Below are 22805 nucleotides of genomic sequence, written 5' to 3'. Positions count from 1 at the left end.
AAAAAACAATTTATGAATATGTTCATAGAGAATATCAAAATTGATAAAAAAGACGGAGTTACAGAAGTATTAGATATAGAATTTTATTAGTGTTTATGTTACATTTACACAAACAAAATGCTCTTGTTGTAAAAAACGCATTTCTTCCATCATGTATTTCGCACAATCTTCTGGACTTCGAATACTATATCTATTTTGATATTCTAAACGCACCATTCTTCTGCCTAGTTCAAAGGCTGCCATAAGTTGCGATGCCTTTGAAATCCCAATACCATGTATACTAATTAGCTCTTCTAATGTTGCATCTTTCAACATACGTAAGCCATCAAATTGGTGTAAAATTTTATCTGATAACTTTAACACTGTTTCTTCTTTAGAACCTGTTCTGAGTAATACTGCGAGAAGCTCTCGATTTGATAAACTTCCGGCACCTTCTAACAATAAACGCTCCCGTGGCTGTTCTTCTCTTACAACATCACGAATACCGTTCATCTCTCCACTCCTTTATTTGTTCTCTCAAAGAAAACCCCATGCAATTTTACGCATGGGTTACATCAATATCAAATTGTTTTAATTCCCTAACGAGACGTGCAATTGGTAAGCCAACTACACTATAGTAGTCCCCTTGAATATTTTGAACGAAAATAGATCCTTTACCTTGAATCCCATAACTACCGGCTTTATCAAGAGGTTCTTTCGACGTGACGTATGTATCAATTTCCTCTTCTGTTAGCTCCCAAAACGTAACTTCTGTACGCTCATAAAAAGTAACCGTTTTTTCTTTTGATATAATCGCAACACCTGTATACACTTCATGTGTTTTCCCTGATAGTAATTGTAACATCTCTTTCGCCTGATCCTCATTAGAAGGCTTACCAAGAATACGCGACTCATATGTAACAATTGTATCTGCACCTAACACAATGTGATCACTATTATTTTCTGCCACCGCTGATGCTTTTTGCAAGGCAAGCGACATTACAATATCAGAAGGCGATGAATATGCACCAATTGTTTCCTCTACTTCACTTACAACGATTTCAAATGGTATGCTAGCTAACTCAAGCAATTCCTTCCTCCGAGGTGATCCTGAAGCTAAAATTATTTTTTTCATATTTTCTCCTTCCTTTCTCACATGAAGCAGAACAATTTATATCAATCGTATCAAAGGAATAGTTTGTCCACAAATGAAAGAAATATTAATTTCTCTAACTAAAATAACAATTCTTTATTGCATACGATTATATTCCTGTCATAGAGAAAGCACTTTGCTCTAAATTCAAAAGAAAAGAAAGAAGTACATGTACTTCTTTCTTACTCATTTTATTATCCTATCATTTCACTTTCTACGAAACAATTTTTTCATACGAAAGTAGGCCATCAATAATAACTTGATTTAATTTCACCAAAGATTCCTTATCCATTTTCCCATCTTTTACTGTTTGTACAGCTACCGACGTATACATATACAGTTTCTTTGCTTCTTCTTGCTTCATACTTTTCCCCTCTTTTTCAATCGCTTTCCATTCTTTTTCAATCGCTTCTATATCTTTTGCGCTGCTTTTTCCACCAACTTGTACACTAGAAGCATATTTTGCTAAATGAGTGTATAATGGCTGCACTTTTGTTAAAAATGTTCCTACTTCTTTATCATCTTTCAGCAACGCTTTATCTGTTATATCCCAGTTCTTTTTTAAAACGGAGACACCATCATTTTTATACTGAGTCATTAATTGATTTATAGCCTGTTCATCGCTAGCAATACCAACAACTATTGCATACTTATCCCCGCTCGGTCTCAAAGCTCCAATGCCCCCATTGCCTTTCCATTCTTCAAGAGCTGCTCGTCCCTTTTCTTCAGAAGAATAAAGCCCCCCTTGAACAAAAAATAATTTCATCGGATCCAATGACGCTCCTGCCTGTGCTTTTTGTTTTTCTTCTTTTGGTTCTGATGTTTGTCCTGCCGTTCCACCCACCTTTGATTCTCCATTCCCAGTCGGCTTGGAAGCTGTTACTTCACTTCCTCCTGTCGTTCCTTGTCCGGTGAGTAAATGAAGCATCCCCATTCCAAACGCCGTACCGATAATAATTGCGGTTGCAACGATTGCAATTAATGTATTACTCCACTTCTTTCGGTATTTTTCCACAGACATCGATTTCGCTTTTTGAAACGGAACAACATTTCTCGGTCGTTCACCTTCTACTACCATCCATTCAAATTCATCTTTCTTCTTTTCCTCATACTTCGCTTCTGTTCCATTCACTTTCACTGAGATCGTTCGTGATTGCTTGTCCATACACTCACACCTCACCTCTTATCGTTGTCCGCATCATATCATATTCCTTTCACAAAAAAACGAGATATTTGTCAGAGAAATTCGCCAAATAACCCTATATATTTATCTTATATGTATGCTTTTGACTTCATTTGTAGAACAAAAAACTAGATAGCAAAGACTATCTAGTTTTTCTCGCGAATATATTTTCGAACTTCAGAAATGAAATAAAGAGAACCTGTTATGATGAAAACATCATTTTCTCCTATCATTTCAACTTTTGTATCAATTGCCTCTTTCCAATTTTCAAAAACTAATTTTGATTCTTTTTGTGAATATGATGCAAGTTTATCAGCAGAGATAGCACGATCAAAGGCGAATGTTGTAAAAATAATTTCATCTGCAATGGTTTCTAATTGGCCTACCATGTTATGCAATTGTTTATCACCAAGGGCAGTAAATAAAACTATTACATTTTTATCTTTGTAATGCGCTTCTACTGTTTTCACAAGGCTTTCAATACCTTCTGGATTATGGGCACCATCTATAATAATATCCGGGTTACTTTGCAGCTTTTCAAAGCGCCCAATCCAATACGCTTCCCGTAATCCCGTTCTTATTTCCTCTTCCTCAATTAAAAATGATAGATATGTTTTTACATACATGACTGCCATAAGTGCTAGCGCTGCATTTCCTACTTGATGAATGCCTTTCATTGAGATTTGCAAATCTTCAAATGCGGCAAAAGGACAAGTAAAATCAAACTGTTCCCCATCTTCTTTAGACTGCTTATGTAACGCTGTAAAATGCTTGTCAAGTTCGTATAGGTTTGCATGGTTTTCCTTTGCAACATTTTGAATGACTTCCAAAGCTTCTTCGTCCTGCACACCAGTAATTACCGGCACACCAGATTTAATAATCCCCGCCTTTTCATATGCAATTTCTCCTAGTGTATTCCCTAAAATATGCATATGATCGTGACCGATATTCGTAATAATCGTGAGAACAGGGTGTATAACATTAGTAGAATCAAAACGTCCACCAAGCCCTGTTTCAAATAAAACAACATCACAGAAATTGACTTTACCGAAATAACAAATTGCCATAACAGTAATAATTTCAAACTCCGTCGCTTCCCCTAAATCCGTCTCATCTAGTTTTTCCACGACTTGTTTTACCATCTTTACAAGTTCAGTAATCTCTTCATCTGCAATTGGTGTCCCATTCACACTAATGCGTTCATTAAATGTTTCGATATAAGGAGAGGTGAACGTTCCTACCTTATATTTCGCGCCTTCTAACATGTAGCGCATATATGTTAACGTTGAACCTTTTCCATTTGTACCAGCAAGATGAACACATTTTATATGACGCTCTGGATTTCCGAGTTCTTCTAGCATCCATCTCATTCTTTCTAATCCTGGCTTAATTCCAAATTTCAATCGGCTATTAATCCACCCTATCGCTTCTTCGTATGTATGTATCACGTATGCTTTTCCCCTTTCAAAAGACAACTTTCATAGTTCTATTATACGCAAAGAAAAGAGACTCACCAATATAGTGAGTCTCTAAAAACATTTTTACTTTTCAAGATCTACTAGACGTTGACGAACTGCTTCGCGTTTTTCTAGGTAATCTTGCTCTTTCGCACGCTCTCCTTCAATAACTGCCGCAGGAGCTTTCGCTACGAAACCTTGGTTAGAAAGTTTCTTCTGTACACGTTCTACTTCTTTATCGAACTTCTCAAGTTCTTTCTCAAGACGAGCTCTCTCTTCATCAAGATTGATAAGATCAGCTAATGGTAAGAATAACTCTGCACCTGATACGATTGCAGTCATTGCTTTTTCTGGCGCTTGTAAATCCGTTTGAATTGTTAATTCGCTTGGATTACAGAAACGCTCAATGTAAGAGCTGTTTTTCGTAAGTTGAGCAAGTACAGCCTCATCTTTTGCTTTAATTTGCATTTGAACTTTTTTGCTCATTGGCGTATTTACTTCTGCACGGATGTTACGAACAGAGCGAATGATATCAACTAGAAGGTGCATTTCTGCCGCAGCTTCCGTATCTTGTAAATCCTCGCGAACTGTTGGCCACGCAGCTACTGTAATAGATTCGCCTTCATGTGGTAAATGTTGCCAAATTTTTTCTGTTACGAATGGCATGAATGGATGTAATAGACGCATTGTTTGGTCTAATACGTAAGCTAAAATAGAACGAGTTGTTTTCTTAGCTGCTTCATCTTCACCGTATAGTGGAAGCTTCGCCATTTCAATGTACCAGTCACAGAAATCGTCCCAAATGAAGTTGTATAATGAACGTCCAGCTTCACCGAACTCATATTTATCCATGTTACGTGTTACACTTTCGATTGTTTCGTTTAAGCGAGTTAAGATCCACTTATCTGCAACTGATTTTTCACCAGTTAAATCGATTTCTTCATACTTCATATCATCCATGTTCATTAATACGAAGCGTGATGCATTCCAAATTTTATTAATGAAGTTCCAAGTAGATTCTACTTTCTCCATGCTGAAGCGTAAATCTTGACCTGGTGCACTTCCTGTTGATAAGAAATAGCGCATTGCATCTGCACCGTACTTCTCGATAACATCCATTGGGTCAATACCGTTACCAAGAGATTTACTCATCTTACGACCTTGCTCATCACGAACTAAACCGTGAATTAATACATCTTTAAATGGACGCTCGCCTGTAAACTCTAAACCTTGGAAAATCATACGAGATACCCAGAAGAAGATGATGTCATAACCAGTTACTAATGCATCTGTTGAATAGTAGCGCTTAAAGTCTGCTGAATCTTCATCCGGCCAACCAAGTGTTGAGAACGGCCATAGCGCTGAACTGAACCATGTATCCAGTACGTCATTATCTTGATTCCAGTTTTCAATATCTGCTGGTGCTTCTGTACCTACGTATACCTCACCAGTTTCTTTATGATACCAAGCTGGAATACGGTGTCCCCACCATAATTGACGAGAAATACACCAGTCATGAATGTTTTCCATCCAGCGTAAGTATGTGTTTTCAAAACGCTCTGGTACGAACGTTACTTTTTCTTCTTCTTTTTGTTGAAGTGCTACTGCTTTTTCTGCAAGTGGAGCCATTTTTACGAACCATTGTGTTGATAAGTAAGGCTCAACTACTGCACCGCTACGCTCACTATGACCTACTGAATGCATATGAGGCTCGATTTCTACTAATACGCCAGCCTCTTGTAAGTCTTTCACTAATGCTTTACGGCATTCGAAACGATCCATACCGTTATACTTACCAGCTTTTTCGTTCATCGATCCATCTTCATTCATTACTAAGATGCGTGGTAAGTCATGACGGTTACCTACTTCAAAATCATTCGGGTCATGAGCTGGTGTAATTTTTACAACACCTGTTCCGAAGTCTTTTTCTACGTACTCATCAGCAATAATCGGAATCTCACGGCCTACAATTGGAAGTGTAACTGTTTTTCCGATTAAATGTTTGTAACGATCGTCTTCTGGATGAACTGCTACTGCTGTATCACCAAGCATCGTTTCTGGACGAGTTGTAGCAAGACGAATGTGACCTGAACCGTCTGTTAACGGATAGTTCATATGGTAGAATGCACCTTGAACTTCTTTATGAATTACTTCAATATCAGAAAGAGCTGTGCGTGTTGCTGGATCCCAGTTGATAATATATTCACCACGGTAAATTAAGCCTTTTTCGTATAATTGAACGAATACTTTATTAACCGCATCAGATAAACCTTCGTCTAATGTGAAACGTTCGCGAGAATAGTCTAGTCCTAAACCAACTTTCCCCCATTGTTGACGAATGTGAGAAGCGTATTCTTCTTTCCATTCCCAAGCTTTTTGAAGGAATTTCTCACGGCCAAGATCGTAACGTGAAATACCTTCTTCACGAAGTTTTCCTTCTACTTTCGCTTGTGTTGCAATACCAGCATGGTCCATTCCTGGAAGCCATAATACATCATATCCTTGCATACGCTTCGTACGAGTTAAAATATCTTGAAGAGTTGTATCCCAAGCATGACCTAAGTGTAACTTACCAGTTACGTTCGGAGGTGGAATTACAATTGTATAAGGTTGTTTCTTCTCGTCTCCTGTTGCTTCAAAATATTTGCCTTCTAGCCACCACTGATAAAGGCCTTCTTCAACGGACATATGATCATATTTAGTTGGTAAATTCTTTTCCGTGTTTGACATTATTTTCCCTCCTTAAAATAAAAAATGTCCCTCATCCAAAAAAGGACGAGGGACATCGCGGTACCACCTTTATTTACAAACAAATTCATAATTTGCTTATACTCTTAATTTGATAACGGACAAATCCGTCTTTTCCTAATGAGAACTATTCCGTTCAGAAAAGATGCTCCAGGGCTACCTTCTAACATAACTATCTAGAGAATCTCCCAGCTAATGATTCTCCTCTCTGAAGACGTTTCTTGTTATACTCTTCCCCTTCAAGGCATTTATATGATTGTTAATTATTATATACAATAGTGTAAAAAACGAAACCTTATTCGTCAAGATAAATTTAAGTCTATGAATTTTCAGGCGCACAAAAAAGATAAGTAGCATTCTCTACTTATCTTCTTTATCTCGCTATTTGCGGGCAATAAGACCCCACCTCAAAATTCAGCTGAAGCAAAGAAGTTAGGTTGGAGCCACCCGCTGATTAAAGTTTTACTTTACCCGTTCCCTTGCTGGGCAGCTTGTAATTGTGATAGGAAATATTCTATATTGCTAACGAGCCAATGCGATTGTTGCAAACTCTTTACTTCCAGCAATTCATTTTCCTCGTTGCGATTATCTTTTCTTTTTCTATACGAACCGATTTGTCGAATAAATTGTGATGGGTACGTCATATAAGCAAACATGAGAAGTTGCTCTTCTTTCGTAAACGGAAAATTTTTTTGATACATTTGAAACCATTCAAACCGATCACTTCTTGCGATCGGATATGTGTTTAAAGACCGTGAATAAAAACCTACTATATCTTGCACAGGCGTTGCAAACTTCGATTTTTCCAAACTAATAAAATAGCCATTCCGCTCATAGTCAAATAAAAAATGATTAAGTGACACGTTACCATGTACAAAAGTAATACGCGTTTTATCTTTTTCTTTCATCGCATCGTTCCACTCATTTAATTGCTTCGTTGCAAATTCACGCGCTCTCATTACATGATGATAGTACGTACAATATTGCAATTCAAGCGGGGACATATACCATTTTGATTCAGATTCTACGAGAAACTCTTCTAACATCTCACCATCATTTTCCCAGCGATTGGATATAGTTGTATAATGTTTTTCTAAATCTTCTTCCGTATACGTTTCTTCCTTCACAGTTTTTTGATGCAACGTTCCGAGTGTCTGAAACATTTTATGGTATTGATCATTGTCCTCACCATTTCCTTCTGCACGTTCTAACCAAGGCATTAAATAATAATTATACGTCCCGTCACTTAAAATATAATTTCCATCCGTCGCATGGTATATAGGTACATAATTTGAAAAACCTTTCTCCTTCAAATATTGAATATGATGCAGAAAGTTATTCCGCTCTAACTTTCTGCCTTCTATTTTCTTAAGTGCATATGGACCTTGATTCGTATAAATTTTCATTACATTTCCGTGCTCTTCCATATGCTGCGTATCCAATCTATATTGCCTCACGATAGGTTCATAGTGATTTCGCAATTCAATATCCATACGAATAACCCTTTCTATTCAAAACATAACTTCTTTATTTCGCCTTTACTCTTGAAACGGGAATATAAATAATTTGCCCCGTATTTAAAAATATATCTTCTGTTTGATTGACACGGTACAAATTTTGTACCGATGTTTCATAACGGTCTGCAATAGATTCAATTGTATCCCCTTCTTGTACGAAATACATTCTTAACTTTGTAAATTCCTCTTCCGGTTCTTTCGTAAATAGTTTTGTTAAATAAAGCGCATTTTCATCTCGCTGTGAGTACTCTTCTTCTTGTTCTTCCTGCTTTTTCGCTTTTTCTTTCTTGAAATCTTTTCGTCCGAACAATTCAAATTGCGGCGTTGTTTCTTGCTCCTCTTCACGTTCCACAAATTCATGTTCTTCTATTTTCTCTTCTTCTAATTCCTGCTCTTTTCTTTCCTCTAATTGGAACGGTTCAAATGCGTAATCTTCCCACTCATCTGATTCCTTGTATGTTGGTTCTTCTACATGGGGCGCCGGTCTATTCTCATCCTCTTGCGCTGAATCTTCTTCTAAATCAGCATACACCGTTTCTTCTTCATCCTCGCTTCTCTCTTCATCACATAAACCAGTAATAGATATATCCGCTAATAATTGTAAGCAACCATTTTCCTTTAATTCATAATCAAATTCCTCAATTGATACATATAGTTCTTCAATTACTTTCACGCGATTTCTCGGAATTGATATTTCAAGCGGAAAGGAATGAACAAGTTCATTAACCCCATCTTCCCTTGTTTCTACATAATCAATTGACTTTGCTGGCGATAGTTCTCTTAGTGAATACGCCGAATCATCTTGCCTTGCAACATACTCTCCCGTTAAATCTAATTGCCCTCTCACGATTACTTCATGATCAAGCTCTTCTATCTCAACGTCTGGATCTAACGAAATTGACAAAAGTTCATCGACTTCCTGTCCCTTTTGGAACCAAACAGATTCTTTTAATGAAAATCGTAACGAATGATCTGCAGCCACTTCTTTTCCCCCTCCCAAACTATATGTCATTACAGATTTATGTAGGGAAAGCTTACTTTATGAATAAAAAAAATCGCTCCCCTTATGGAGAGCGATTTTTCTCTAATACATTATTTTAATTTTGACATTGCAATTTCAGCCGCTGCAATTGTCGCCTCAATATCTGCGTCACTATGTGCTGTCGATAAGAATAAACCTTCGAATTGAGATGGTGGCAAGAATACACCTTGTTCTACCATTTCACGATAGTAAGCCGCAAAGAACTCTAAGTTTGAAGATTTTGCTGCATCGTAATTAATAACGGGCTCATCTGTAAAGAAAATACCAATCATAGAACCTGCACGATTAATATGATGTGGAATGCCATGTTTTTCAGCTGCTTTACGTAATCCAGCTTCTAACATTTCAGCTTTACGCTCAAATTCTACATACGATTCTGGCGTTAACTGTACTAACGTTTCATAACCTGCTGCCATTGCAAGTGGGTTACCTGATAAAGTACCAGCTTGATAAATCGGTCCGCTTGGCGCAATTTGGCGCATAATTTCTGCTTTACCACCGTACGCTCCTACTGGTAAGCCACCACCGATTACTTTACCTAAACAAGTTAAATCAGGTGTTACACCGTAGTAACCTTGTCCACAGTTATAAGCAACACGGAATCCTGTCATTACTTCATCAAAAATAAGCAGTGCACCGTTTTGTTCTGTTACTTCACGAAGTCCCTCTAAAAATCCTGGTTGCGGAGGAACAACACCCATATTCCCTGCCACTGGTTCTACAATTACACAAGCAATATCATCACCGAATTGTTCAAAAGCGTATTTCACACTTTCTAAATCATTATAAGCTACTGTAATCGTATTTTTCGCTACACCTTCTGGTACGCCAGGGCTATCTGGTAAACCTAGAGTCGCCACACCAGAACCAGCTTTAATTAATAACGAATCACCATGACCGTGGTAACAACCGATGAATTTCAAGATTTTATTACGGCCTGTATAACCACGAGCTAAACGTAGTGCACTCATTGTCGCTTCTGTTCCAGAGTTAACCATGCGGACAATTTCAATCGATGGTACACGCTCAATAACAAGTTTCGCTAATTTATTTTCGATTTCTGTCGGTGCACCGAAGCTTGTACCTCTTTCAGCAACAGATTTTAACGCTTCAACAACACGATCATTTGCATGCCCATGAATTAAAGGCCCCCATGATAATACGTAGTCGATGTATTCATTTCCATCAATATCATATACTTTAGAGCCTTTACCACGCTCCATAAACAACGGATTCATCCCAACAGACTTAAAGGCACGAACTGGGCTATTTACGCCACCAGGCATTAAATCTTGCGCCTCTTCAAACGCTGCAATTGACTTATCAAACTTTTTCATTATTTAACGCCTCCTTCTTGCAACCATTTTGCTGCATCTTTCGCATGATACGTAATAATTAAGTCTGCTCCTGCACGTTTCATGCTAATTAATTTTTCAAGCACAACTTCTTTTTCATTAATCCAACCATTTTGCGCTGCCGCTTTAATCATTGAATATTCACCACTTACGTTGTAAGCAACGATTGGTAAATTAAAGTTATTTTTCACATCACGAATGATATCTAAGTAAGAAAGAGCTGGCTTTACAATTAAGAAATCAGCCCCTTCCATTACATCTGATTCTGCTTCACGGAATGCTTCCATACGGTTCGCTGGGTCCATTTGATATGTTTTACGGTCACCAAATTGCGGCGCACCGTGCGCAGCATCACGGAATGGCCCATAAAACGCTGATGAATATTTCACAGCGTACGACATAACTGGCACGTGTCCAAAACCATTTTCATCTAATGCATGGCGAATTGCTGTTACGAAGCCGTCCATCATGTTTGATGGCGCAATAATGTCCGCTCCTGCCTTCGCTTGACTTACAGCTGTTTTCGCAAGAACTGCAAGAGACTCGTCATTTAAAATAATACCATCTTCAATTACACCGCAATGACCATGACTTGTAAATTGACATAAACATGTATCTGCAACTACTACTAGCTCAGGGAAATCGCCTTTAATTTGTTGAATAGCACGTTGTACAATTCCATGATCACAATATGCTGATGATCCAACTTCATCTTTTTCAGCAGGTAAACCAAATACAATAACAGAACGAATACCTAAATCAACAACTTCTTGCATTTCAGCTTGCAATAAATCTAAAGACATTTGATATACGCCTGGCATAGAAGGAACTTCATTACGAACATTTTCACCTTCTAATACAAAAATAGGGTAAATAAAATCTTCCGTATGTAAAAACGTTTCACGCACAAGTGCACGCATACTACCGCTTTGTCTTAAACGACGATGACGATTAAATTGTAAAGAGTTCATAGATTTCTATCCCCATTCTTTCATTTTATAGATTCACAAACACATTGTAGTAATGCTTCTACAGTGTACTCTTTCGGCACAATAACAGACGGAAAATAACGACTTGCCTCTTTTTCCGTAATAGGTCCTATACAAGCAATTGTACATTTTTTTGTCCATTCTCTCCAGTTTGCACCCTCAAGTAAACGAACAAAACTAGTAACAGTTGAAGGGCTCGTAAATGTAATAATGTCTACTTTCCCTAACTTCAATGCCGCTATAAGCTCTTGCTTTTTTTCTATATTCACTTTCGTACCGTATACGATTAGCTCATCTAGAGAAACACCAATTTCCCGAAGTGCAACCGGAATTACCTCTCTTGCTATATTCCCTTTCGGAAATAAAATACGTTCGTTTCCACTTAATTCTTTTAGAAACTCTTCTGCAAATGCTTCTGCAACAAATGAAGTTGGAACAAAATGAACTTGATAGCCCCTTTTTTCTAACTCTAATTTTGTTTTCACACCTACCGCAGCGATTTTAATGGTTAGCGGTAGTTTCTTGTTCAAACTATCTAGAAAAAAAGCTACACCATTTCTGCTCGTAAAAATAACCCAGTCATACGAATGTAGCTGCCCTTCAATATGTTGAATTTGCCTATGAGACATACCTTCCATATGCAAAAGCGGAATTTCCAATGGAATTCCGCTCTTTTCTTTCACTGCTACACTCATTTGTTTCGCTTGATGCTGGGCACGTGTAATCAATACCGTTTTTCCAGCGAGAGCGTTCATATTTATTGTTGCTCCTTATTTGCAGCAAGAATGAGTTCTTTGGCGCCTTGTTTAATTAAACGGCCCGCGGCTTCTAATCCTACTTCCTCAGGATTAGTACCTACTACTGTCTCTTTTAATAAAACAGAGCCATCCATAGAGCCAACAAGAGCTGTTAATTCGATTGTATCGTTTTCTTTAAGGGTTGCATATCCAGCGATTGGAACTTGACATCCACCTTCAAGTTTATGAAGAAATACTCGCTCCGCTGCCACTGTTCTTTCTGTTATCGCATCATTCATATGCGCTAACAACTGCAATAAATCCTTATCATCCTCACGACATTCAATCGCTAATGCACCTTGTCCTACAGCAGGTACACATAACGTTTCATCTAAATGTTCTGTAATAACTTCATCATCCCAGCCCATTCTTTGTAATCCAGCTGTCGCTAAAATAATCGCATCGTAATCCTCTTCTTTTAATTTACGTAAACGTGTATCGATATTTCCGCGAATCCACTTCACTTGTAAATCTGGTCTCGCAGCGAGTAGCTGTGCACTACGTCTTAAACTACTCGTACCTAAAATAGCACCTTCCGCTAACTCTTTAAACGATGCTCCATTTTTTGAGATAAAAGCATCACGAGGGTCAACACGCTTTGGTGTACAGCCAATCATTAACCCTTCTGGAAGTACGGCTGGCATATCTTTCATACTATGTACAGCCATATCGATTTCTTTCGTAAGTAACGCATGCTCAATTTCTTTAACGAACAAACCTTTTCCGCCTACTTTTGAAAGAGTAACATCTAAAATCACATCACCTTTGGTGACAATTTCTTTCACTTCAAATTCATATGGTAAACCAAGTGCTTTTAACTGATCAATAAACCAGTTTGTTTGTGTTAATGCTAGCTTACTCTTTCGTGACCCTACAATAATTTTGCGCATAATTCTCTCTCCTCATTATAAATACCAAAAGTGGAAATTAGATAAACTACTTAATAAAAAAATGTTAACTAGCATTACGAGAAAGGCCCCTACATTCCACAGTACAATTTTCTTCCCTTGCAATACATCTGCCGCTCTTAAATACAAGCCCGCACAGTATACAAATAGAACGACAAACGAACCAATTACTTTCGTATCATACCAATGAAAATTATCTAATTTTGTATATCCCCATATACATCCTAATAAAATTGCTAGTAAGAAAAATGGAACAGAAAATAAATTTAATCCGTAAGACGTAGATTCAAGCTTCGGTAAATTCCCTAACCTTCTTAATCTCGCATTCCACTTTTTCTTTTTTAATAGGCGATATTGCAGTAAATACATAATAGAAAAAATAAATGATACCGTAAACGTTGCATAAGAAATAATCGCCATTCCAACATGCACGTATACAAGTTCTGAAACTAATTGCTCTGCAAGTACTGGCGACATCTTTCCGAGCGGTGTAAAAATAGAAAAAGCGCTTACGCCAAATGCAACAACATTTGTAAAGAAGACTAAAAAGTCAACGCGCATAAATCGATTTATGACTAACGACATCGTAATCAATAACCAAACATAAAAATAAATCCCTGATAATAAAGTTAAAATGGGGTTCGTTTCTGAATCTGTCGCCCTAAGCAACATAAAAATAGACTGCAATACCCATACAATCGAAAGTAACCAAAAAGCAAATCGGTTCGCCTTTCGGTTACTTTGGAAATAATCTATAAAATATAAACTAATGCTACAAGCATATAAAATAATTGCAATATGATAAATAATACTGTTATTTAAAAAACTCATCCGATCATCCTTCCAAATTATAAAGATGGAACGGATGGTGTCCACACTCTTTTATGTTCTACTTCTTCCGCACGACTCTCTACTTCTTCCGTTTCTAAATCGAAAATCTTCGCAAATAACGCTAATTTTTCGCTCGCTCCCTCTTCAGCAGCTATTTCTTTCGCTACTAAAATTGGGTCTTTTAATAATTGATTAATAATACTTTTCGTATGCTTACTAATGACTTTTTTCTCACGATCACTAAGGTTTGGTATTTTTCGCTCTAGGCTTACCATCGTTTCACTTTGGATTGCAAGTGCCTTATCACGAAGAGCTGATATTAATGGAACAACACCAAGTGTACTTAACCACGTTTTAAATAGAACAATTTCCTCTTCAATCATAAATTGAATTTTCTCCGCTTCTTTCAAACGCTCAGCACGATTTGCTTCCACTACTCCTTGCAGATCATCAATGTCATATAAAAAAGAACCTTCTAACTCATCAATCGCTGGATCAATATCACGTGGTACTGCAATATCAACCATAAATAAAGGGCGACCAGAGCGCATTTTCTCCACCTTTGTCATCATCTCTTTCGTAATGACATACTCAGATGCACCAGTTGAACTAATTAAAATATCTGCTTCTAATAATGCACATTGCAATTCGCTTAACGATTTTGCATGTCCCATATATTTCTCAGCCATTACTTCTGCTTTCGAAAGTGTCCTATTCATAACTGTTACTTTACGAGCACCACTTCCATATAAGTTTTGCAGTGCAAGTTCGCCCATTTTACCAGCACCAAGAATAAGCACATGACAATCTGTTAACTCGCCAAATATTTTCTTTCCAAGCTCAACAGCAGCATAACTAACAGACATTGCACTTTCCCCGATTGTTGTTTCTGAGTGGGCACGTTTTGCTAATGTAATGACTTGCTTAAACAATTCATTAAAAATTGTGCCTGTTGCTTTAACTTGTTGCGCTTCTAAAAAGCTATCTTTTATTTGACCTAAAATCTGCGTTTCTCCGACTACCATCGAATCTAAACCGCACGTTACGCGGAATAAATGATCTATTGCACCATCTTGTTCAAAAATAGTTAAATATGGCGCGACTTCTTCTATTTCAAGCTGAAACCAATCAGCTAAAAACTTCTTAATATAATACCGTCCCGTGTGTAATTGATCGACAACAGCATAAATCTCAGTGCGATTACAAGTTGATACAATGACATTCTCTAACACGCTCTTTTGATTTTGTAATGTAGTCATCGCTCGCTCTAGCTCTGCTGCCTGAAATGTGAGTTTCTCACGAAATTCTACAGGGGCTGTTCGATAATTTACACTAACAACAAGAATATGCACGCAGCATGTCCCCCTTCACCCGTTTTATCACTTTATCTACTATCATAATACAACTTTCCTCTTATGAATCTGACAATCGTGTGAACAACCGATTATTTTTTAATTATTCTCCGTATGTAATAAAGGAGATTCAGTAAACTAATAAAAAAATCTTCTACTTTATAATGATTATAAATTAATAACTCTATTTGTACGTTACCAAAAAAAGTCCTCATAATCAAGTGATGGAAACTATTCCATATAAATTATAACATCATCTTTCCTATCTTCTTTCATCATGAAGGAAAATATGTATGATTGTTCCAAAATGTAGCAAACACTTTCTCAATACAATGTATTTGACATTTTATTTCTTTTTCGTTATATTGATTTTACAAAATTAAATTGTGCACAACTTAATTAGAAGGGAGTTATGTATGACAGAGGACTCTTTGCATCTAGATAACCAACTTTGTTTTTCTATTTATGCCTGTTCTAGAGAGGTTACTCGTTTTTATCGACCTTATTTAGAAGAGATGGGTATTACGTATCCCCAGTACATTACTTTACTCGTACTATGGGAGCAAGATGGACTAACAGTAAAAGAAATTGGAGAACGTCTATTTTTAGATTCCGGTACGTTAACACCTATGTTAAAACGAATGGAATCATTAAAACTTGTAAAACGTGTTCGTTCCAAAGAAGACGAGCGAAAAGTTTGTATTGAATTAACAGAACAAGGCAAAGATTTAAAGGAAAAGGCTTGTTCATTACCGACAACGATGGCTACAAATTTAGGAATTACAGAGCAAGAATATCGCTCTTTATTAATTGAGCTAAATAAACTAATTGAAACAATGAAAACAATTAATGATGGAAAAGGGGAATAAATATGGATAAATTATATACTGCTTCAGTAACAGCAACAGGTGGAAGAAATGGGAAAGTAGTTTCAGATGATGGCATATTAAATCTTGATGTAAAAATGCCGAAAGCACTAGGTGGTGCAGGCGGAGAAGCAACAAATCCAGAACAACTATTTGCAGCTGGTTATGCAGCTTGTTTTGATAGTGCATTACAACTTGTCATTCGTACAAAACGTATGAAAGTAGAAAGTACAGAAGTAACCGCTCACGTTTCTATCGGAAAAGATACAGATGGTGGTTTTGGCCTATCTGCCGTGCTTGATGTACATGTCGCTGGCGTTTCACATAGCGAAGCAAAAGAACTTGTAGAAGCGGCTCACGGTGTATGTCCTTACTCTAAAGCAACACGAGGTAATATTGAAGTTACATTAAACGTACGTTAACAGCTTATATAAAGAAAAAAACGCGCGACATTCGTCACGCGTTTTTTGTTTTTGTCATTTTATGAATTGCCTTCCACGCTTCTTCTTTTCCAAGTCCTGTTTCAGAAGAGAATAGAACGATTTCATCGCCAATTTCAACAGCAAGCGTTTCTTTTACAACTTTTAAATGCTTTTGCCATTTCCCTTTCGGGATTTTATCGGCTTTCGTCGCAATAATAATTGTTGGGATTTCATAATGCTTTAAGAAATCATACATCATCACGTCATCACTTGTTGGTTGGTGACGTAAATCAACTACTAATACAGCTGCGTCTAATTGCTTACGCGTTGTAAAGTACGTTTCAATCATTTTCCCCCATGCCGCGCGCTCCGATTTAGACACTTTCGCATATCCATAACCTGGAACATCAACAAAATGCATCATCTCATTGATTAAGAAAAAGTTCAGTGTTTGCGTTTTTCCTGGTTTAGAAGAAATACGCACTAACTTTTTACGATTTAAAATTTTATTAATAAAGGAAGACTTCCCGACATTTGAACGACCTGCTAATGCAATTTCTGGTAAATCACTGTCTGGATATTGTTCTGGTTTAACAGCACTAATTACAATATCTGCTTTTGTTACTTTCATTGTTTCACTCCTACTAATGCGTGCTCCAATACTTCATCTAAATGAGATGCAAGCACAAACGTAAGGTTTTCTTTTACGCTCTCTGGAATATCATCTAAATCTTTCTCGTTTTCTGCTGGCAAAATAATTTTTGTTAAGCCTGCGCGGTGAGCACTTAATGTTTTTTCTTTTAAGCCACCAATTGGTAATACACGACCACGAAGTGTAATTTCACCTGTCATACCTACTTCTTTACTTACAGGAATACCTGTTAGTGCAGAAATAAGTGCCGTTGCCATCGTAATACCTGCTGACGGTCCATCTTTTGGAACTGCTCCTTCTGGAACATGAATATGAATATCATTTTTCTCATGGAAATTCGGGTCAATCTGAAGCTCTTCTGCACGAGAGCGTATATAACTAAACGCAGCTTGTGCTGATTCTTTCATAACATCCCCAAGTTTCCCCGTTAAAATTAGTTTCCCTTTTCCTGGCGCTACAGAAACTTCAATTGCAAGTGTATCGCCGCCTGCTGCTGTGTAAGCTAGACCTGTTGCCATACCAACTTGGTCTGTTTTTTCAGCTTGCCCATAACGGAATATGTGTTTACCAAGTAAATCAACAATCTTTTTCTCTGTCACAACGATACGTTTACGTTCTGCTGTAACGATAATTTTCGCTACTTTACGGCAAACTTTTGCAATTTGGCGTTCTAGCGTACGAACACCAGCCTCACGTGTATAATAACGAATAATTTCAAGAAGCGCCTCATCACGCACTTGTAAATTACCTTTTCGTAAGCCATGCTCTTTTAATTGTTTCGGCAATAAATGCTCACGAGCAATGTGTACTTTTTCAAGTTCTGTATAGCCAGCAATCGAAATGATTTCCATACGGTCAAGTAATGGACCTGGAATACTTGAAAGTGTATTAGCGGTTGCTACAAACATAACTTTCGATAGATCATATGGTTCTTCAATGTAATGATCACTGAAGTTATGGTTTTGTTCTGGATCTAATACTTCAAGTAATGCCGCTGATGGATCTCCACGGAAATCGTTAGACATTTTATCAATCTCATCTAATAAGAAGACTGGATTAACTGTTTTCGCCTTTTTCATACCTTGAATAATGCGTCCTGGCATTGCTCCAACATATGTACGGCGGTGACCACGAATTTCAGATTCATCACGCACACCACCAAGAGATGCACGGACAAATTTACGATTCAATGATGTTGCAATTGAACGCGCTAACGAAGTTTTGCCGACCCCAGGAGGGCCTACTAAACAAAGGATAGGTCCTTTTAATGAATTCGTTAACTTCTGTACAGCTAAATATTCAAGTACACGCTCTTTCACTTTTTCAAGACCGTAATGATCGTTATTTAAAATCTCTTCTGAATGAGCAAGATCAATTATATCTTCTGTTGCCTCTGTCCACGGAAGCGCTAATAACCAATCAATATAATTGCGAATAACACCACTCTCCGCAGAACTTGCTGGTAACTTTTCATAACGATCTAATTCTTTCAGCGCAGCCTTCATTGTTTCTTCAGGCATTCCTGACTGTTCAATTTTTTCACGAAGTTCTTCTACTTCTCCGCCCTTACCTTCTTTGTCGCCAAGTTCAGTTTGAATCGCCTTCATTTGCTCACGTAAGAAATATTCTTTTTGCGTGCGCTCCATTGAACGTTTCACTTTTTGTCCGATCTTCTTTTCTAGGCTAAGTAACTCTTGTTCATCTTGAATAATTGAAATAAGTGTATGTAATCGTTCTTTTACAGATACAATCTCTAGAATCTCTTGTTTCTGCTTCGTTTTAATCGGCAAGTGAGAAGCAATTAGATCAGCTAATCTCCCTGGTTCTTCTACATCAGCTACCGTTGCAAATGTTTCATTTGAAACTTTTTTCGAAACTTTAATATATTGTTCGAAATGCTCCAGTAACGTACGCATAAGAGCTTTCTCTTCTAAATCATCTTCTACTTCTTCAGTTACCGTTTTAATAGACACTTGTACTATATTTTCTTCTTCGATAAACTCTATTACTTCTGCTCTATGTAAACCTTCCACAAGGACACGAAGCGTACCGTTCGGCAATTTTAACATTTGCTTGACTTTCGCCACTGTACCTACACTATATATGTCATCTTCTTTCGGATCATCGATATTCATTTCTTTTTGCATTGCTAAAAAGATGATATTTTCATCCATTGCCGCCTGCTCTAGTGCTTGTATCGATTTATCACGTCCTACATCAAGATGCAAAACCATCGTTGGATATACGAGAACGCCTCTTAATGGTAGGAGGGGCACGATTCTTTCGTTCGTATTCATACTAGACATAGCACCTCCATAATAAATTAAACTCCTGTTCAACTATTTTATATTACAATACACCTAGATGCAATTGCTGAGATTCCTCGCAATTATAAATAGCTTATTTTTCTACCTCACGAAAAGAAAAAAGACTCCGATTAAGCATACAAACTTAAACGAAGTCTGGCAAATTTTATTATTGTTTATTTTTACATAGATTGTGCATCTGTTTCGTCTACGTTAGTATGTACATCTAGCTCTCTATGCGCATTTTCTTGCATAAATGTTAACTCAAATACTTCTTTTAACTTACGGACAGGAATAATTTCGATTCCCTTTATAGTATACAAAAATGGTTGCATATTTTCAGCAGGAATAATGACTTTCTTAGCTCCCGCTTTTTTCGCAGCTTTTATTTTTGCGTACACGCCACCAATAGGCTTTACTTCTCCGTGTATACTTATTTCACCTGTCATCGCTACTTCATTATTTACATATGTGCGATGCACCGCAGAATATACACCTGTTGCCATAGCGATTCCTGCAGAAGGTCCATCAATTGGGATACCACCTGGAAAATTAATATGTATATCGTATCCTTCTGGCAACACATCTAAAGAACGAAGTACTGTTAATACATTATCAACAGAGCCTTTTGCCATACTTTTACGGCGAATCGATTTCGTTTGACTACCAATACTTTCTTCTTCTACAATTCCGGTAACATTTACCGACCCTTTATCTTTCGCCGGAATTGCTGTTACTTCAATTTCTAATAACGCACCTGTATTTGGTCCGTATACAGCAAGACCATTTACAAGACCAATCCTTGGAATCGGATAAATGTGCTTTTCGTATTTCGGTGTAAGCTGACTTGAGTGAACAACCCACTCTATATCTTCATCTTTAATGAAAGAACGTTCTTCATTTATCGCCATACCAGCAGAGATTTGCACGAGATTAATCGCTTCTCGTCCATTTCTTGCATACATCCCAATCATTTCAATACCATTTTCGCCTATTTGCATTTCTACTTTTTCCGCGGCATTTTTCGCTACTTTTTGAATTTCTTCCGTATCTAATTCACGGAAAAATACTTCTAAGCAACGTGACCGAATAGCAGGAGGAATTTCCTCTGGCGAACGTGTCGTTGCTCCAACTAAGCGAAAATCTGCCGGTAAGCCTTTTTGGAAAATATCATGTATATATGTTGGAATCATCGTATTTTCTTCACTATAGTACGCACTTTCTAAAAATACTTTTCGATCTTCTAACACCTTTAACATTTTGTTCATTTGAATCGGATGGAGTTCGCCAATCTCATCAATAAACAAAATACCACCATGCGCATCTGTTACAGCACCTTTTTTCGGTTGCGGAATACCTGCTTGTCCCATCGCCCCAGCACCTTGATAAATCGGATCATGCACCGAACCAATTAAAGGGTCTGCGATACCACGTTCATCAAACCGAGCTGTCGTCGCATCAAGTTCAATAAATGTTGCATTCGTACGAAATGGAGATTTAGGATTTCGTTTCGCTTCTTCTAATACAAGACGTGCTGCCGCTGTTTTCCCAACACCTGGCGGGCCATATATGATTACATGTTGCGGATTCGGACCACAAAGAGCCGCTTTTAACGACTTAATCCCGTCCTCTTGCCCTACAATATCTAAAAAGGTTGTAGGACGCACCTTTTCTGCTAGCGGCTCTGTTAAAGAAATCTCACGCATTTTACGAAGCTGTTCTAATTCTTTTTTCGATTCTCGATCAATTGAAACTTTTTGTGTTCGTTGATTTCGAAGTAAATGCCAGAAATATAATCCGACAATTACACCAAAAACAAGTTGAACAACTAAAAATATATTTGTCCAGCTCATTATTTATTTCCTCCCGCAATATTTTATCTCTTAGTATTTCCGCGGAGGAACGTAGCTAAACATAAAGAAAAACAGCAATTATAAAAATTGCTGTTTCCCTTTCGCATTATGCAGATGTTTTTGTATCAAGTACAGTACCGTCTTGTAACACCAATTTTGGCGGTTCATTATCAGCTACTGTTTCTTTTGTAAGAATACACTTCTCGATATCTTTACGAGATGGAAGTTCGAACATTACATCAAGCATTAAGCCTTCAATAATAGAACGAAGTCCACGAGCACCCGTTTTACGTTCAATTGCTTTTTTCGCAATTTCGATTAGTGCACCTTCTTCAAACTCTAACTCAACATCGTCAAGCTCCAATAGTTTTTGGAATTGCTTAACAAGTGCATTTTTCGGTTTCGTTAAAATATCAACAAGAGCATCTTCATCAAGTGGCTCTAGGTTCGCAATAACTGGAAGACGACCGATAAACTCTGGAATTAAACCAAATCTTAAAAGATCCTCTGGTAATACGTGAGATAAAACATGCTTCTCATTTACATCAGCATTTTTCTTCTCAGAACCAAATCCAATTACTTTCTCACCAAGGCGACGTTTAATAATCGGCTCAATGCCATCAAACGCTCCACCACAAATGAATAAGATGTTCGTTGTATCAATTTGAATGAACTCTTGGTGCGGATGCTTACGACCACCTTGAGGTGGAACGCTTGCTACAGTACCTTCTAAAATTTTCAGAAGTGCCTGCTGCACACCTTCACCAGATACATCACGTGTAATTGATGGATTTTCGGACTTACGTGCCACTTTATCAATCTCATCAATATAAATGATTCCTTTTTCCGCTTTCTCTACATCATAATCAGCTGCTTGAATTAATTTTAGTAAGATATTTTCTACATCTTCCCCAACATATCCAGCTTCTGTTAAAGATGTTGCGTCCGCGATTGCAAATGGAACATTTAAAATACGCGCTAACGTTTGTGCCAGTAATGTTTTACCACTACCTGTTGGCCCGATAAGTGCGATATTACTCTTCGCTAATTCTACATCATCAATTTTGCTGTTAGAATTAATGCGTTTGTAATGATTATATACCGCTACCGCTAGTGCTTTTTTCGCGCTATCTTGCCCGATGACATACTCATCTAAGATTTCACGAATTTCTACCGGTTTCGGTACATCTTTGAATTCTACTTCTTCGTCCTTCGCAAGCTCCTCTTGTACAATTTCAGTACAAAGTTCGATACACTCGTCACAAATGTAAACACCTGGACCTGCCACTAACTTTCGAACTTGCGTTTGTGTTTTACCACAGAAAGAACATTTTAATTGCCCTTTTTCATCATTAAATTTAAACATATTTTCACACCCCTTACAAAGTGCTAACC

General features: G+C 37.5%; 18 protein-coding genes, 1 pseudogene and 1 other annotated feature. Of the genes and pseudogenes, 2 read left to right on the top strand and 17 right to left on the bottom strand.

The features are described from left to right. Window positions 1–105: 105 nt before the first annotated feature. The 13 genes and pseudogenes from MR167_RS10575 to hemA all read right to left on the bottom strand — a co-directional run. Window positions 106–492: pseudogene (locus MR167_RS10575) on the bottom strand (UPF0758 domain-containing protein); the annotation flags it as partial. A 46-nt stretch (window positions 493–538) separates the two neighbouring features. Then, window positions 539–1114: a Maf family protein gene (locus tag MR167_RS10570; RefSeq protein WP_086397885.1), complete on the bottom strand. Its 576-nt coding sequence runs from the start codon at window positions 1112–1114 to the stop codon at window positions 539–541. Window positions 1115–1346: 232 nt separating this feature from the next. Further along, window positions 1347–2297, bottom strand: coding sequence for a hypothetical protein (locus tag MR167_RS10565; RefSeq protein ID WP_000360993.1), 951 nt, complete (start codon window positions 2295–2297; stop codon window positions 1347–1349). A 164-nt stretch (window positions 2298–2461) separates the two neighbouring features. Beyond that, window positions 2462–3763 carry a bifunctional folylpolyglutamate synthase/dihydrofolate synthase gene (locus MR167_RS10560; protein ID WP_242314542.1) on the bottom strand — a complete coding sequence of 434 codons (1302 nt, stop codon included), beginning with the start codon at window positions 3761–3763 and terminating at the stop codon, window positions 2462–2464. 93 nt (window positions 3764–3856) lie between these two features. Further along, entirely contained in the window at window positions 3857–6502 is a 2646-nt protein-coding gene (locus tag MR167_RS10555) for a valine--tRNA ligase (RefSeq protein ID WP_017763623.1), read from the bottom strand. 38 nt (window positions 6503–6540) lie between these two features. Further along, window positions 6541–6772: a binding site (T-box leader), on the bottom strand. 215 nt (window positions 6773–6987) lie between these two features. Then, window positions 6988–8013, bottom strand: coding sequence for a spore coat protein YsxE (ysxE, locus tag MR167_RS10550; protein WP_000350652.1), 1026 nt, complete (start codon window positions 8011–8013; stop codon window positions 6988–6990). A 34-nt stretch (window positions 8014–8047) separates the two neighbouring features. Next, complete coding sequence (spoVID, locus tag MR167_RS10545; RefSeq protein ID WP_000718528.1) at window positions 8048–9019, bottom strand: stage VI sporulation protein D; 972 nt, start codon at window positions 9017–9019, stop codon at window positions 8048–8050. Between the two features lie 110 nt (window positions 9020–9129). Then, window positions 9130–10416 (bottom strand): glutamate-1-semialdehyde 2,1-aminomutase, encoded by a 1287-nt coding sequence (gene hemL, locus MR167_RS10540; protein WP_000712938.1) that lies wholly within the window; start codon window positions 10414–10416, stop codon window positions 9130–9132. Further along, entirely contained in the window at window positions 10416–11405 is a 990-nt protein-coding gene (hemB, locus tag MR167_RS10535) for a porphobilinogen synthase (RefSeq protein WP_001087080.1), read from the bottom strand. The genes hemL and hemB overlap by 1 nt, the downstream gene beginning before the upstream one ends. A gap of 20 nt (window positions 11406–11425) precedes the next feature. After that, window positions 11426–12178 carry a uroporphyrinogen-III synthase gene (hemD, locus tag MR167_RS10530; RefSeq protein ID WP_000992324.1) on the bottom strand — a complete coding sequence of 251 codons (753 nt, stop codon included), beginning with the start codon at window positions 12176–12178 and terminating at the stop codon, window positions 11426–11428. Between the two features lie 2 nt (window positions 12179–12180). Continuing rightward, window positions 12181–13110: a hydroxymethylbilane synthase gene (gene hemC, locus MR167_RS10525; RefSeq protein ID WP_001226403.1), complete on the bottom strand. Its 930-nt coding sequence runs from the start codon at window positions 13108–13110 to the stop codon at window positions 12181–12183. Between the two features lie 15 nt (window positions 13111–13125). After that, a complete protein-coding gene (locus MR167_RS10520) occupies window positions 13126–13959 on the bottom strand; it encodes a cytochrome c biogenesis protein (RefSeq protein ID WP_000009002.1) in 834 nt (277 codons plus the stop codon). 17 nt (window positions 13960–13976) lie between these two features. Beyond that, entirely contained in the window at window positions 13977–15311 is a 1335-nt protein-coding gene (hemA, locus tag MR167_RS10515; protein ID WP_000547868.1) for a glutamyl-tRNA reductase, read from the bottom strand. A 416-nt stretch (window positions 15312–15727) separates the two neighbouring features. On the opposite strand from hemA, the gene MR167_RS10510 reads away from it, so the two are divergent. Then, window positions 15728–16180 carry a MarR family winged helix-turn-helix transcriptional regulator gene (locus tag MR167_RS10510; protein WP_000133913.1) on the top strand — a complete coding sequence of 151 codons (453 nt, stop codon included), beginning with the start codon at window positions 15728–15730 and terminating at the stop codon, window positions 16178–16180. A gap of 2 nt (window positions 16181–16182) precedes the next feature. Then, on the top strand, window positions 16183–16599 hold the full coding sequence (locus tag MR167_RS10505) for an organic hydroperoxide resistance protein (protein ID WP_000359773.1): 417 nt from the start codon (window positions 16183–16185) through the stop codon (window positions 16597–16599). 34 nt (window positions 16600–16633) lie between these two features. On the opposite strand, the gene ysxC is transcribed toward MR167_RS10505, so the two are convergent. From ysxC to clpX, 4 genes are all read right to left on the bottom strand, one after another. Next, a complete protein-coding gene (gene ysxC / locus MR167_RS10500) occupies window positions 16634–17230 on the bottom strand; it encodes a ribosome biogenesis GTP-binding protein YsxC (RefSeq protein WP_000869118.1) in 597 nt (198 codons plus the stop codon). Beyond that, the gene (gene lon / locus MR167_RS10495; protein ID WP_000097281.1) at window positions 17227–19557 is read right to left on the bottom strand and encodes an endopeptidase La; all 2331 of its coding nucleotides are present in this window, start codon (window positions 19555–19557) and stop codon (window positions 17227–17229) included. Before lon ends, ysxC begins: the two co-directional genes overlap by 4 nt. Before the next feature lie 182 nt (window positions 19558–19739). Continuing rightward, window positions 19740–21410, bottom strand: coding sequence for an ATP-dependent protease LonB (lonB, locus tag MR167_RS10490; protein ID WP_000119171.1), 1671 nt, complete (start codon window positions 21408–21410; stop codon window positions 19740–19742). 106 nt (window positions 21411–21516) lie between these two features. After that, window positions 21517–22776: an ATP-dependent protease ATP-binding subunit ClpX gene (gene clpX, locus MR167_RS10485; protein ID WP_000472289.1), complete on the bottom strand. Its 1260-nt coding sequence runs from the start codon at window positions 22774–22776 to the stop codon at window positions 21517–21519. Between the last annotated feature and the right edge of the window lie 29 nt (window positions 22777–22805).

Source organism: Bacillus cereus group sp. BfR-BA-01355 (assembly GCF_022663675.1).
Classification (GTDB): domain Bacteria; phylum Bacillota; class Bacilli; order Bacillales; family Bacillaceae_G; genus Bacillus_A; species Bacillus_A thuringiensis_S.
The sequence above is the reverse complement of the archived record's forward strand: the minus strand, read 5'-3'. Positions and strand labels throughout refer to the sequence as shown.

Excerpts from the sequence above, each read along its gene's own strand:
- MR167_RS10570 (WP_086397885.1), bottom strand. The coding sequence starts at position 1,114 with ATGAAAAAAATAATTTTAGCTTCAGGATCACCTCGGAGGAAGGAATTG.
- MR167_RS10565 (WP_000360993.1), bottom strand. The coding sequence starts at position 2,297 with ATGGACAAGCAATCACGAACGATCTCAGTGAAAGTGAATGGAACAGAA.
- MR167_RS10555 (WP_017763623.1), bottom strand. The coding sequence starts at position 6,502 with ATGTCAAACACGGAAAAGAATTTACCAACTAAATATGATCATATGTCC.
- ysxE (WP_000350652.1), bottom strand. The coding sequence starts at position 8,013 with ATGGATATTGAATTGCGAAATCACTATGAACCTATCGTGAGGCAATAT.
- hemL (WP_000712938.1), bottom strand. The coding sequence starts at position 10,416 with ATGAAAAAGTTTGATAAGTCAATTGCAGCGTTTGAAGAGGCGCAAGAT.
- hemB (WP_001087080.1), bottom strand. The coding sequence starts at position 11,405 with ATGAACTCTTTACAATTTAATCGTCATCGTCGTTTAAGACAAAGCGGT.
- hemD (WP_000992324.1), bottom strand. The coding sequence starts at position 12,178 with ATGAACGCTCTCGCTGGAAAAACGGTATTGATTACACGTGCCCAGCAT.
- hemC (WP_001226403.1), bottom strand. The coding sequence starts at position 13,110 with ATGCGCAAAATTATTGTAGGGTCACGAAAGAGTAAGCTAGCATTAACA.
- MR167_RS10520 (WP_000009002.1), bottom strand. The coding sequence starts at position 13,959 with ATGAGTTTTTTAAATAACAGTATTATTTATCATATTGCAATTATTTTA.
- MR167_RS10510 (WP_000133913.1), top strand. The coding sequence starts at position 15,728 with ATGACAGAGGACTCTTTGCATCTAGATAACCAACTTTGTTTTTCTATT.
- MR167_RS10505 (WP_000359773.1), top strand. The coding sequence starts at position 16,183 with ATGGATAAATTATATACTGCTTCAGTAACAGCAACAGGTGGAAGAAAT.
- ysxC (WP_000869118.1), bottom strand. The coding sequence starts at position 17,230 with ATGAAAGTAACAAAAGCAGATATTGTAATTAGTGCTGTTAAACCAGAA.
- lon (WP_000097281.1), bottom strand. The coding sequence starts at position 19,557 with ATGTCTAGTATGAATACGAACGAAAGAATCGTGCCCCTCCTACCATTA.
- lonB (WP_000119171.1), bottom strand. The coding sequence starts at position 21,410 with ATGAGCTGGACAAATATATTTTTAGTTGTTCAACTTGTTTTTGGTGTA.
- clpX (WP_000472289.1), bottom strand. The coding sequence starts at position 22,776 with ATGTTTAAATTTAATGATGAAAAAGGGCAATTAAAATGTTCTTTCTGT.